This is a genomic window from Streptomyces sp. NPDC048142, assembly GCF_043202835.1.
GTDB lineage: Bacteria > Actinomycetota > Actinomycetes > Streptomycetales > Streptomycetaceae > Streptomyces.
In genome coordinates this window covers 82,610-95,221 of sequence record NZ_JBIDBC010000004.1, presented here as the reverse complement: position 1 = coordinate 95,221, position 12,612 = coordinate 82,610, and the positions used below count along the sequence as shown (strand labels likewise).

Here is a 12,612-nt window from a genome sequence, read left to right as displayed (position 1 = left end):
TTGAGAAAGTCGCCTGCGCATCGGGCTGCGTCGGATCACGCTCCCGGAGTACCCTTCCTTGATCGTTGGGTGGGGGAGTGGAAGGCGGTACGCGGGTGAGCTCGGGAGGGTTCGAGCTGCCCCCAGGTGACGCAGGTCACGAGGGGGAATCGACCGATGCCCCGCCCGGGGCGGTGTCCCTCGCGCAGCCCATGGAGATAGGCGCCGAGCTGGACTGGGGATCGGAGGCCTGGGGCGAGGTACGCACCCGCGCCCAGCGGGCCGGGCGGGCCTATATCTGGCTGAATCTGGTCGAACAGCGCCTGCGGGCCGTCGTCGCCGCGGTGCTCCGGCCGATCTACGAGCCGGTGCACGGCGAGGAGTGGGTGGTGGCCGCCGCCGGACCGGCCGGGCAGGAGTGGGTGCAGCGCGCCGTCGCCGTACGCGAGGTCTCGCGCCGCAAGGGCTATCTGCTGGATCCGGCCGACGACAACGTCCTCAGCTTCCTGACGCTCCCCCAGCTGCGGGAGCTGATGGTCCAGCACTGGCCGTGCTTCGAGCCGTACTTCGACGACCGGCGCGATGTCGAGCTGGCCCTCGACGAGCTGGAGGTGGCGCGCAACGTCGTCTCCCGCAACCGCGCGCTGAACGAGGCGGTCCTCGCCCAGGCGGAACGCGCCTCCGCCCGGCTCCTGGACATCCTCGGCAGCGGGGCGGGGGTGCCCTCGGCCGACCGGCTGCCGGTGGACGCGGTGGAGGAACTGGTCGGCGACCGGTACGCGGACGTGGTCTCCGTCCATCCGGACCGGGTCAGGCTCCAGCGCCAGCTGCCCGCCGAGGACCTGTTCGGCGGGGCCCGGCGGCTCGACGCCATCGGGATAGGCCTCAACCTGCTCGTGCAGAACTTCTCCGGCCGCCGGCTCGTCCGGCTCGCCGAGTCCGGCTGCCGGGTGCGGCTGCTGTTCATCAACCCGGCCAGCAGCGCGGTGCGCCGCCGGGAGCGGGAACTGGGCCTCAAGAAGGGTGAGCTGAGCCGCTCGGTGGAGATGAACATCCTGCACATGCGCCGGGTGCGCTCCAAGCTCCGCGACCCGGGCGCGTTCGAGATCCAGGTCTTCGACGAGACGCCGCGCTTCACCGCCTATCTGGTGGACGGCGACGGACCGGACGCCGTGGGCGTCGTCCAGCCCTATCTGCGGCGGGCCCGGGGCATGGAGGCGCCCGTGCTGGTGCTGCGCGGCGGCGGCCGGCGCACGGTGGTGCGGGCGGGTCAGGACAGCGAGCACGGACTGTTCGAGACCTACCGCGAGGAGTTCGAATCGGTCTGGACGGACTCGCGTCCGGTCTCCTGACGGGCCGTGCGCCGCAGGCCCCTCGGGGGCTCTGTCAGTGGCCCGTGCGAAGGTGGTCATCACTCGGGGGGAGCACCACGGGGGAGCGCCATGAAGGAGGTATCGGGATGAGCTGGCACCAGGGCACACTGGTCGGCTTCGACCTGGAGACGACGGGGACCGACGTCGAGCACGACCGGATCGTCACCGCCGCACTCGTCCGGCTGGACCCGGACGGGACGGTCGCCGAGCAGCGGACCTGGCTGCTCGACCCGGGGGTGGCCATACCGGAGCAGGCCTCCGCGATCCACGGCATCGGAACCGACCACGCCCGCGAGCACGGGGCGCGGGCCGCCTCCGCGGTCGAGGAGATCGCCCACGTGGTCGCCGACGTGCTGCGCTCGGGTATCCCACTGGTGGTGATGAACGCGCGCTACGACCTCTCGCTGCTGGACCGCGAATGCCGTAGGTACGGGCTGCCGTCGGTCGAGGAGCGCGTCGGCGAAGTGCCCTCGCCCGTCATCGACCCCCTGGTGATCGACAAGCACGTCGACAAGTACCGCAAGGGCAAGCGGGCCCTCCAGGCGCTCTGCGACCACTACGGGGTGACGCTCGACGGAGCCCACGACGCGGCGGCGGACGCGGTGGCCGCCGTGCGCGTGGTGCGCCGGATGGGTGAGCGGCACCGCCCCGTCGGCACCCTGCCCCCCGCCGAGCTGCACGCCCTCCAGATCCGGGCGGCCGCCGAGCAGTCGGCCTCACTCCAGGCCTATCTGCGCCGCACCACCGACCCGGCGGCCGTGGTCGAGCCGTCCTGGCCGGTGATCCCGCGCGGCCGGTGAGGGGTGGCTGTTCGCGCGGGTGGATCAGGGGCGGGCAGGCCGAGGACCAGAGGATCGGGCTCTGGCGTTGGCCGCGGCGACCGTGTCGGTCATCGCTTCGCGCAGGACCGGCAGTACCAGCAGTACCAGCAGTACCGGCAGGACTAGAAGGGGTACCACCGCACCTCCGCGTCGCCGTCCCGCAGCGAGGCCACCCGGCGGCGGAATTCCGCCAGCGCCTTCGGGTTGGCCGGGGCGTGCTGGGCGACCCAGGCGCAGCTGGCCGTCTCGCGGGCGCCGCGCAGGACCGCGCAGCCGTCCCACTCCCGTACGTCCCAGCCGTACGCGGAGGTGAAGGCGTCGTAGGCCGCGGGATCGAGGCCGTAGCGGTCGAGGGAGAGGGCCAGGACCACCAGATCGTGTTCCCGCAGGTCGGCGGAGAACGTCTCCAGGTCGACCAGGACCGGGCCGTCGGGGCCGACGTGGACGTTGCGCGGGAGCGCGTCGCCGTGGATCGGACCCGGCGGCAGATGGGGCACCAGAGCGGCGGCCGCGGCCGCGAAGCCGTCGCGGCGCTCGCGGAGGTAGTCGGCGTCGGCCGGGTCGATCGCGTCGCCCGCCAGGGTCAGCCACCGCTCCACACCGCCCAGCAGCTCGCGGCGCGGCAGGGTGAAGTCCGGCGGGGCGGGCAGCGCGTGCACCAGGGTCAGCAGCGGAGCGAGGTCACGGGGCTCCGTGGGGCGTACGGGGTCGGGGAGCCGGTGCCACAGCGTCACGGGGTGACCGTCGGCCCGCCGGGGCCGGTGCTCGGCCGCGCGGACGGCCGGGACGCCGGACGCGGCCAGCCAGTCGGCGAGGGCCACCTCCCGCTCGGCCCGCTCGCTCAGCTCGGGGTGGCCGGTGGCGTCCCGCCCGACCTTGATCACCAGGTCGCCGTCGGCGAACACCGCGTTCTCGCCCAGCGCGAGCAGCTCCGCCGTGCCGGGGAGCCCGGCCGCCGTCAGCACCTCACGCGCACGCTTCTCGTCCATGGGTGCGATTTTCGCATCCCCCGGGGGCCACCCTTGACGAACCGACGGGCCGTCAGCACGATGACGGAGGCTCACGGCCGGCCGGGAGGGAGGGAACGACGTCCGCCTCCGGCGCATCAGTGGCACAAGAGACAGCGAGGTCTCCTTCGTGACATCGGTGACATCGGTGAGCGCGGCGAAGCGGTCCGGGCGACCGGGAAGCCCGGGGCGGAAGGTGTTCGGGGACCGCGCCGGCTGGTTCCTGGTACTGCCCGCGCTCCTCCCCATCCTGATCCTCAGCGTCGGGCCGTTCCTCTACGGCATCGGGCTCGCCTTCACCGACGCCCAGTCCGGCCGCACCCGCTCCACCCAGTGGGTCGGCACCCTGAACTTCCAGGACCTGCTGCACGACACCCTGTTCTGGGACTCGTTCCGGATCGGCCTGCTCTGGGCGTTCGGCGTCACCGTCCCGCAGTTCCTCCTGGCGCTCGGCCTCGCCCTGCTGCTCAACCAGAACCTGCGCATCCGCTGGCTGGCACGGGCGCTGGCGATCATCCCCTGGGCGATGCCCGAGGTCGTCGTCGGCATCATGTGGCGGCTCGTCTACAACCCCGACGCGGGCATCCTCAACGAGACCATCCGCGACCTCGGCCTCGGCGACGGCCGGGACTGGCTGACCGGCCTCGCCACCGCCCTGCCCGCCGTGATCCTCGTCGGCATCTGGGCGGGCATGCCGCAGACCACCGTCGCCCTGCTCGCCGGGCTCCAGAACACCCCGCACGAACTCCACGAGGCGGCGGCCCTGGACGGAGCGGGCGCCTGGCGCCGGTTCCGTACGGTCACCTGGCCCGCGATCAAACCCATCGCCCTCGCCGTCTCCGCCCTCAATCTGATCTGGAACTTCAACTCCTTCGCCCTGGTCTATGTGCTGACCAGCGGCGGGCCCGGCGGCCGGACCCGGCTGCCGATGCTCTTCGCGTACGAAGAAGCGTTCCGCTACGGACAGTTCGGCTACGCCGCCGCGATGGGCTGTGTGATGGTCGCGGTGATCTCCGTGCTCCTGGCCTGCTACCTCGTCGGCCGGATCAATGGGGGAGGCGAGGAGCGATGAGTCTTCCCACCAGCAGGACCGCGCGCGCCGGTCAGTACCTCGCGCTCCTGTCCTATCTGGTCTTCCTCGCCTTCCCGTTCCTCTGGCTGCTCTCCACCGCCTTCAAACCCGCCCGCGAACTGGGCTCGCTGCATCCGACCTGGATTCCCGAGCAGCCCACCACGGACAACTTCCGCCAGGCCTTCGACGAGCAGCCGCTGCTCCAGGCGGCGGCCAATTCGCTGACCGCCGCCGTCTCCGCCGCCCTGATCGCGGTCGTCATCGCCACTCCGATGGCCTATGTGATGGCCCGCCACCGGGGCCGGCTCGCCGCCGCGGCGACCGGCTGGGTCGTGGTCAGCCAGGCGTTCCCGTTCGTCCTGGTGATCATCCCGCTCTTCCTGATCCTGAAGAACCTGCATCTGATCAACACCCTGTGGGGGCTGATCCTGGTCTACGTCGTCTGGTCGTTGCCCTTCGCCCTGTGGATGCTCGCCGGATACGCACGGGCCGTGCCGATCGAGCTGGAGGAGGCCGCCGCCGTCGACGGCGCGGGCCGGGTGCGCACCCTCGTCTCGGTCGTCGCCCCGCTGCTCGCGCCGGGGATCGTCGCCACCGCGCTGTTCGCGTTCATCACCGCATGGAACGAGTTCTTCTTCGCGCTCGTCCTGCTCAAGACCCCGGAGAAGCAGACCTTGCCGGTCGTCCTCACCCACTTCCTCGGCGCGGAGGGCGTGGCCGACCTCGGCCCGCTCGCCGCGGCCGCTTTCCTCGCCACGCTGCCCTCCCTCGTCCTCTTCGCCCTCATCCAGCGGCGGATCACCGGCGGGATGACGGCCGGGGCGGTGCAGAACTGATGCGGGCCGCCCTGATCCGCCGGGCCGCCGCGGCCACCGCCGTACTGGCACTCCTGCTCACCGGCTGCTCCGGCGGCCCGGACGACGGACGGGACGCGGACGGCACCATCCGGCTGAGGTTTCAGTCGCCGGCCTGGCAGAAGGAGTCCGTCGACGCCAACAAGCAGTTGGTGAAGGAGTGGAACGCCGCTCACCCCGGCGTCCAGGTCGACTACGTCCAGGGCAGCTGGGACAGCGTCCACGACCAGCTGCTCACCTCCTTCGAGGGCGGCGAGGCGCCCGACATCATCCATGACGCCTCCGACGACCTGGCCGACTTCGCGTACGGCGGCTACCTCACCGATCTGCGCCCCCTCCTCTCGGACCGCCTCAAGGCCGACATCCCCGAACAGTCCTGGCGCACCACCACGTTCGGCGAGGGCGTCCACGGGGTGCCCTTCCTCCAGGAGCCCCGGGTCCTGATCGCCAACACGAAGCTGCTGAAGGCCTCGGGCGCCCGCACCCCGACCCCGGAGCACCCCTGGAGCTGGCAGGAGTTCCGGCAGGTCACCAAGGATCTGACGGGCAAGGGGCGGTACGGGATCGCCTGGCCGCTCAAGGAGCCGGTCTCCGTCACCCTCAATCTGGGCCTGTCCGGCGGCGGGCAGCTCTTCCACCGCGACGACGACGGCAAGGCGGTCCTGCGCTTCGAACCCGGCGACCGGGCGGTGACCGGCACCATCCACGACCAGGTCAACACCGACAACAGCGCGGCCCGCAGCGCGCTGGGCATGGGCGGGTCGGACGCGCTGCCCGGGTTCTTCGGCGGCAAGTACGCGATGCTCCCGCTCGGGTTCTCGTACCGCCAGCAGGTCATCCAGCAGGCCCCCGAAGGGTTCGACTGGACGGTCCTGCCGATGCCCGCGGGTGCGGGCGGCGCGGTGCAGGGCGTGAGCCCGCAGACGCTGTCGGTCGCCGAGGAGAGCCCGCACAAGAAGGAGGCGGTCGCGTTCATCGACTTTCTGCTGCGCCCGCCGAACATGGTGCGACTGGCGCGCGGCGACTGGATGCTGCCGACCGGGACCGAAGCGCTGGCCGATCCGTCGCTGCGTACCGCCGAGCACGGCTGGTCCGTCGGCGCCGCGCTCGCCGAGGGGCTGCGGCCGGCGCCGGCCCAGTCGGTGCGGGGGTATCCCGAGTGGAAGGACAAGGTGGCGACCCCCGCGCTCCAGGAGTACTACAGCGGCGCGATCGACGCCGACGAGCTGAGCAGACGACTGGTGGACGACGGGAATCGGGTCCTGTCCCGCTACCAGCGCTGACGGGGACGGGGACGGGGACGGGGGCCTCCGGCCCCGGCCTGGCCCTGCCAGGGAAAGCGTTGCACGAGACGTATCGTCTCGCCTACCGTGGGCGGCATGACGGAATCCCCGCGTGCCCACATCGCCATGTTCTCCATCGCCGCCCACGGACATGTGAACCCGAGCCTCGACGTCATCCGCGAACTCGTCGACCGTGGACACCGTGTCAGCTACGCCATCCCGGCCTCCTTCGCCGAGAAGGTCGCCGCCACCGGCGCCGAGCCGGTGATCTACACCTCGACCCTGCCGACCGACGAGGACCCCGAGGCCTGGGGCACCGAGCTGATCGACAACATCGAACCCTTCCTCGACGACGCCATCCAGGCGCTTCCGCAGCTCGTGGCGGCCTTCGCGGGCGACGAGCCCGACCTCGTCCTGCACGACATCACCTCCTATCCCGCCCGGGTCCTCGCCCACCGCTGGGGCGTCCCCGCCGTCTCCCTCTGGCCCAACCTGGTTCCCTGGGAGGGGTACGAGGAGGAGGTCGGGGAGCCGATGACGGCCGAGCTGAAGCAGACCGGGCGCGGCAAGGCGTACTACGCGCGCTTCGAGAGCTGGCTCGCCGAGAACGGCCTCGGCCATGTCTCCAGCGACGACTTCGTGGCCCGTCCGCGCCGCGCCCTCGTCCTGATCCCCGAGGCACTCCAGCCGAACGCGGACCGGGTGAACCACGCGATGTACACCTTTGTGGGGGCCTGCCAGGGCGACCGTGCGGACCAGGGGGAGTGGGTCCGGCCGGCCGGTGCGGAGAAGGTGCTGCTGGTGTCGCTCGGCTCCTCGTTCACCAAGCAGCCCGCCTTCTACCGGGAGTGCGTCGAGGCCTTCGGCGGCCTGCCCGGCTGGCATGTGGTGCTCCAGATCGGCGCGCACGTCGACCCCGCCGAACTCGGTGACGTACCCGGCAACGTGGAGGTACGCACCTGGGTGCCGCAGCTGGCCGTCCTCAAACAGGCCGATGCCTTCATCACCCACGCCGGCGCGGGCGGAAGTCAGGAGGGGCTCGCCACCGGCACTCCGATGGTCGCCGTCCCGCAGGCCGTCGACCAGTTCGGCAACGCGGACATGCTCCAGTCGTTGGGCGTGGCCCGGGATCTGCCGATGGAGGAGGCCGACGCCGCGAGCCTGCGCGAGGCCGTGCTCGCCCTGGTGGACGATCCCGAAGTGGCTGTCCGGTGCGGCCGCTTGAGCGAGCAGATGGCGCGGGAGGGCGGCACCCCGCAGGCCGCCGACCTCATCGAGGCCGAACTGTCGCGCTGAGCGGAATCGCCCGAATGCCGTGCGGATGTCCTCCGTCCCGCCCGTGTGCCGCACCCTGCGGTGCTACGGGGCGTGGCGGGGTGTGGCGTTTCGGCTCTGCGGCGCCGGGGCCGTCGTCCAGGCCAACGGAACGGAACGGACCGGTTCATCGACCGGCGCCGGCCCGGCCCGGCCCCGCACCGGGCCCACCCCCTAATCCGGCTTGATCCCCATACGAGGCTCTAGGGTGGGTGGACATGACGACGACGTACGCGGCGCTGCTGCGGGGGATCAACGTGAGCGGCAGCAAGAGGGTCCCGATGCCCGAACTGCGCACCGTGCTCACCGAGCTGGGACACGCCGGCATCGCCACCTATCTGCAGAGCGGCAACGCCGTCTTCCGCAGCGAGAGCGACGACGAGGACGCGCTGGCCGCCGCCCTGGAGCAGGCCCTGCACCAGCGGTTCGGCTTCGCCGTCGACTGCCTCGTCCGCGACGCCGGCTATCTCGCCGCCGTCGCCGACGCCTGCCCCTTCCCCGCCGCCGACCTCGAGGGCAAGCAGCTCCACGTCACCTACTACGACCGGCCGGTGGACGCGGACCGCTTCGCGGACCTGGAGGCGGAGGCCTTCCTGCCGGAGGAGTTCCGGCTCGGCGACCGCTGCCTGTACCTGTACGCCCCCGACGGGCTCGGCCGCTCCCGGCTGGCCGTCGCGCTGGGACGCCCCCGCCATGTCCAAGGCCTCAACGCCACCAGCCGCAACTGGAACACCGTGGTGAAGCTCGTGGAGATGACCCGTGGCTGAGCCGTCGCCCGCCGTGGCCGCGGCCATCGAGGGCGAACTCCGCCTGCTGGACCCGGTCGTACGGGCATCCGCCGGACTCCTCGGCGCGCTGCTGCACCCCGAGTTCCGGGAGATCGGCACCAGCGGCCGGCTCTGGAGGCGGGAGACGATCATCGCCTCGCTCACCGCGGACGACGCCCCGCGCCCCGGCCCGCTCACCGCCTCCCGGATGCGGGGGGTGCGGCTCTGCGACGACCTGGTGCACCTCACCTTCGACACGGAGTCCAAGGGGATCCACTCGCACCGCAGCTCCCTGTGGCGGCTGACCCCGCAGGGCTGGCGGCTCTACTTCCACCAGGCGACGCCGTTCAACGACGACCTCCTCACCGACCCTCTGGCCGGTCCCGTCGCCGACCACTTCACCGACCCCCTCGCCGGTCCCGTCGCCGAGGCCTGAGCCCTGCCGGCGGCATCCCCCGGGCAGGCGGCGGGGGGTGGGGCTCCCCGCCGCAAGTCACACAGGTTAGCCTTACCTTCGTTTGGCTGGAGGTGGGTGGCCGGAAACCGCCCTCTCCGCTGTCCGTGACACGGTGAGGAGCGGGTGTAGTGGGGGCTGATACAGCCGGGCGCGGCGTCCTGCGCCGGTCCGTCGCGGGGCAGCGGCGGGACATCGTCGTCGGATCCCTGCTGGGCGCCTGCCACCAGACCGGCGAGGCGCTCGTCCCCGTCCTCATCGGCCTGATCGTGGACCGCGCGGTGGTCCGCCCCGACGGGGGAGCGCTGGCGATCTGGCTGGTGGTCCTCGCCGTCGTCTACACCCTGCTCTCGTTCGGCTTCCGCTTCGGCGCCCGCGCCGGTGAACGCGCCGCCGAACAGGCCGCCCACCACCTGCGCCTCGATGTCGTGCGCCGGGTCCTCGCCCCGCACGGCGGCGCGGAGGCGGGCCGCCCGCCCGGCGCACTGGTGAACGTGGCCACCGAGGACGCCCGCCGGGTGGGGGCCGTCAACATGGCGCTGACCCTCGGTATCGCCGCCGTCGTCGGAGTCGTCGCGGGCGCGGTGCTCCTGCTCCGCGCCTCCCTGCCCCTCGGGCTCCTCGTCCTGATCGGCGCCCCGGTCCTGATGGCGCTGGGCCACTTCCTGGCCCGCCCCCTGGAGCACCGCAGCGAAGCCGAACAGGAACAGGCCGCGCACGCCTCCGGGGTGGCCGCCGACCTGGTCGCCGGGGTCCGCGTGCTCAAGGGTCTGCGGGCCGAGCGCGCCGCCGTCGACCGCTACCGCGCCACCAGCCAGGCCTCCCGCGAGGCCAATGTGCGCGCCGCCCGCGCCGCCGCCCTCCAGACCGGGCTGATGCTCACCCTGACCGGCTCGTTCATCGCGCTCGTCGCCCTCGTCGGCGGCCGCCTGGTCCTCAGCGGCTCCATCGGCCTCGGCGCCCTCGTCTCCGCCGTCGGCCTGGCCCTCTTCCTCCCGGGACCGATCGGCGCACTGGCCTGGGTCGGCGCCGAACTCGCCAAGGGCCGGGCCTCCGCCGCCCGGATCGCCGACGTGCTGGCCGCCCCGGGCGAGACCACCGGCGGCACCGCCGAACCGGCCGCCCCCGCCCCCGGCGAACTGCGCCTGAACGGGCTCGGCCACGCCGGGCTCGACGCCCTCGACCTGACCGTCCGCCCCGGCGAACACCTCGGCGTCGTCGTCACCGACCCGGCCGACGCCGCGACCCTGCTGCACTGCCTGGCCCGCCGCTGCGACCCGGACCGGGGGAGCGTCGAACTCGACGGTGTGCCCCTCACCCAACTGGCCCCCGCCGCCCTGCGCTCCGTGCTGCTCGTCGCCGAGCACGACGCCCAGCTCTTCGACGGAACCCTTCTGGAGAACGTCACCGCCGCGGCCCCCGCGGGGTCCGACCCGCGCCCCGCGATGGACGCCGCCGCCGTCGACGAGGTGGCCTCCGCCCTGTCCGGCGGCACCGGCGGCCGGATCGGCGAGCGCGGCAGCTCGCTCTCCGGCGGCCAGCGCCAGCGCGTCGCCCTGGCCCGCGCGCTCGCCGCGGACCGCAGTGTCCTCGTCGTCCACGACCCGACCACCGCGGTCGACGCCGCGACCGAGGCCCGGATCGCGGCCGGTATCCGGCGCGCCCGCGCCGGCCGCACCACCGTCCTGGTCACCAGCAGCCCCGCGCTGCTCGCCGCGACCGACCGGGTCGTCCTCGTCGACGGCGGCACGATCACCGCCGAGGCCCCGCACGAGGACCTCGTACGCGACCATCCCGTCTACCGCACGGCGGTGCTCACATGACCACGTCCTCGCCCCTGGCGGACGACAGTGCCGAACTGCTCCCCATCGCCACCGCCGCCCGCACCCGGGCCGCCCTGCGCGCGCTGATCCGCCCCGACCGGGGCCTCGCCCTGACCGGCATCGGCGTCCTGGTCGCGGCCACCGCCGTCGGCCTCCTCGTCCAGCCGCTGCTGGGCCGGATCGTCGACATCGTCGCCGACGGCCGCCCCGCCGCCGACCTGACCCTCCCGGTCGTCCTCCTCGTCGCGGTCGCCGCCGTCCAGGGAGTCACCACGACGATCGGGCTGACCCGCGTCGCCCGGCTCGGCGAGACCGTACTGGCCCGGCTGCGCGAGCAGTTCGTCGAACGCGCCCTGAACCTCCCCGCCGACCGCCTGGAACGCGCCGGGTCCGGAGACCTCACCGCCCGCGTCACCGGCGACGTCGCCCGGGTCGCCGAGGCCGTCCGCTCCGCGCTGCCCGAGATGGCCCGCTCCGTCCTCACGATGGTGCTCACCCTCGGCGCGCTGGCCCTCCTGGACGTACGGTTCCTGCTCGCCGCGCTCCTCGCCGTCCCCGTCCAACTGCTCACCGCCCGCTGGTACGTACGCCGGGCCCTCACCCTCTACGCAGACCAGCGGGTCGCCAACGGGGCCCAGCAGCAACAGCTCCTGGAGACCATCGGCGGAGCCGTGACCGTACGCGGCCACCGGCTGGAGCGGCAGCACACCGAGCGCAGCGCCGGACGCTCGCGCAAGGCCGTCGGCCTGACCATGCGCAGCGTCAACCTGGTGCTGGGCTTCTACGGACGGCTGCACATCGCCGAGTACATCGGCCTGGCCGCCGTCCTGATCGCGGGATTCCTCCTGGTCGGCGACGGCGCGGTGTCGATCGGCACGGCGACGGCCGCCGCCCTCTACTTCCACAGCCTCTTCGGACCCGTCAACGCCGCCCTGGTACTGCTCGACGACGCCCAGTCGGCGGCGGCCGGACTGGCCCGGCTCGTCGGAGTGACCGACCTCGCCCGGCCGGCGGAGCCCACCGCCGTACCGCATCAGGAGCCCACCGCCGTACCGCATCAGCGGACCGCACCCGAGGCGGGCGTCACCGTGCACGCCGTCAGCCACGCCTACGGACCCGGCCGCCCCGTGCTGCACGAGGTCTCCCTCACCCTGCGGCCCGGCGAACACGTCGCGCTCGTCGGGACCAGCGGGGCCGGGAAGTCGACCCTCGCCCGGATCGTCGCGGGCGTCCAGCAGCCCACCGGAGGCACGGTCACCGCACCCGCGGGAGCCGGGGAACCACCGGTCGTCCTGGTCACCCAGGAGGTCCACGTGTTCACCGGCACCCTCGCCGAGGACCTCCGGCTCGCCCGCCCCGACGCGACCGACGCCGACCTGCGCGGGGCCCTGTCCGCGGTGCACGCCCTGGACTGGGCCGCAGCGCTCCCGGACGGGCTCGACACCGTCGTCGGCGAGGGCGGCCACCGCCTCGACCCCGCCCGCGCCCAGCAACTCGCCCTCGCCCGGCTCGTCCTGGCCGACCCCGCCCTCGCCGTCCTCGACGAGGCGACCGCCGAGGCGGGCAGCGCGGGCGCCCGGGTCCTGGAACGCTCCGCCGAGGCCGCCCTGTCCGGCCGCACCGCCCTGGTCGTCGCCCACCGCCTCACCCAGGCCGTCGCCGCCGACCGGGTCGTCGTGCTGGAGGCCGGCCGCGTCGTCGAGAGCGGCCCGCACGACGAACTGCGCGACGCGGACGGCCCGTACGCCGCGCTGTGGCGCGCCTGGTCCGGCAGCCGCACCGCACCGCACCCCTGACCCCACGGCATCCCCGACCCCCACGCCCCCTCACAGCCCCGCCCCGTCCCCGGCGCACGTCCACCCTCC

10 protein-coding genes and 1 pseudogene are annotated in these 12,612 nt (G+C 73.3%); 10 read left to right on the top strand and 1 reads right to left on the bottom strand.

What is annotated here, in order from left to right; translation table 11 throughout:
* Positions 1 to 95 precede the first annotated feature (95 nt).
* Together ACGF2Y_RS07440 and ACGF2Y_RS07435 are read left to right on the top strand one after the other, a co-directional pair.
* Positions 96 to 1,331 (top strand): SAV2148 family HEPN domain-containing protein, encoded by a 1,236-nt coding sequence (locus ACGF2Y_RS07440; protein WP_103507504.1) that lies wholly within the window; start codon positions 96 to 98, stop codon positions 1,329 to 1,331.
* Between the two features lie 107 nt (positions 1,332 to 1,438).
* Positions 1,439 to 2,152: a 3'-5' exonuclease gene (locus tag ACGF2Y_RS07435; protein WP_392943866.1), complete on the top strand. Its 714-nt coding sequence runs from the start codon at positions 1,439 to 1,441 to the stop codon at positions 2,150 to 2,152.
* Between the two features lie 143 nt (positions 2,153 to 2,295).
* Here ACGF2Y_RS07435 and ACGF2Y_RS07430 read toward each other — a convergent pair whose 3' ends face one another.
* Entirely contained in the window at positions 2,296 to 3,162 is an 867-nt protein-coding gene (locus ACGF2Y_RS07430; protein WP_392943864.1) for a phosphotransferase enzyme family protein, read from the bottom strand.
* Positions 3,163 to 3,328: 166 nt separating this feature from the next.
* Here ACGF2Y_RS07430 and ACGF2Y_RS07425 point away from each other — a divergent pair, with 166 nt between their 5' ends.
* The 8 genes and pseudogenes from ACGF2Y_RS07425 (at position 3,329) to ACGF2Y_RS07390 (ending at position 12,543) form a co-directional block, all read left to right on the top strand.
* Positions 3,329 to 4,252: a carbohydrate ABC transporter permease gene (locus ACGF2Y_RS07425; RefSeq protein ID WP_392944288.1), complete on the top strand. Its 924-nt coding sequence runs from the start codon at positions 3,329 to 3,331 to the stop codon at positions 4,250 to 4,252.
* The gene (locus tag ACGF2Y_RS07420) at positions 4,249 to 5,088 is read left to right on the top strand and encodes a carbohydrate ABC transporter permease (RefSeq protein ID WP_392943862.1); all 840 of its coding nucleotides are present in this window, start codon (positions 4,249 to 4,251) and stop codon (positions 5,086 to 5,088) included. The genes ACGF2Y_RS07425 and ACGF2Y_RS07420 overlap by 4 nt, the downstream gene beginning before the upstream one ends.
* The gene (locus ACGF2Y_RS07415) at positions 5,088 to 6,389 is read left to right on the top strand and encodes an ABC transporter substrate-binding protein (protein ID WP_392943860.1); all 1,302 of its coding nucleotides are present in this window, start codon (positions 5,088 to 5,090) and stop codon (positions 6,387 to 6,389) included. Before ACGF2Y_RS07420 ends, ACGF2Y_RS07415 begins: the two co-directional genes overlap by 1 nt.
* Before the next feature lie 44 nt (positions 6,390 to 6,433).
* Positions 6,434 to 7,685, top strand: a pseudogene (gene mgt / locus ACGF2Y_RS07410) (macrolide-inactivating glycosyltransferase).
* A 236-nt stretch (positions 7,686 to 7,921) separates the two neighbouring features.
* Positions 7,922 to 8,470: a DUF1697 domain-containing protein gene (locus tag ACGF2Y_RS07405; protein ID WP_392943858.1), complete on the top strand. Its 549-nt coding sequence runs from the start codon at positions 7,922 to 7,924 to the stop codon at positions 8,468 to 8,470.
* On the top strand, positions 8,463 to 8,906 hold the full coding sequence (locus ACGF2Y_RS07400; protein WP_392943856.1) for a DUF4440 domain-containing protein: 444 nt from the start codon (positions 8,463 to 8,465) through the stop codon (positions 8,904 to 8,906). The genes ACGF2Y_RS07405 and ACGF2Y_RS07400 overlap by 8 nt, the downstream gene beginning before the upstream one ends.
* A 149-nt stretch (positions 8,907 to 9,055) precedes the next feature.
* Positions 9,056 to 10,747 carry an ABC transporter ATP-binding protein gene (locus ACGF2Y_RS07395; protein ID WP_392943854.1) on the top strand — a complete coding sequence of 564 codons (1,692 nt, stop codon included), beginning with the start codon at positions 9,056 to 9,058 and terminating at the stop codon, positions 10,745 to 10,747.
* Positions 10,744 to 12,543: an ABC transporter ATP-binding protein gene (locus ACGF2Y_RS07390; RefSeq protein ID WP_392943851.1), complete on the top strand. Its 1,800-nt coding sequence runs from the start codon at positions 10,744 to 10,746 to the stop codon at positions 12,541 to 12,543. Before ACGF2Y_RS07395 ends, ACGF2Y_RS07390 begins: the two co-directional genes overlap by 4 nt.
* Positions 12,544 to 12,612: the final 69 nt, after the last annotated feature.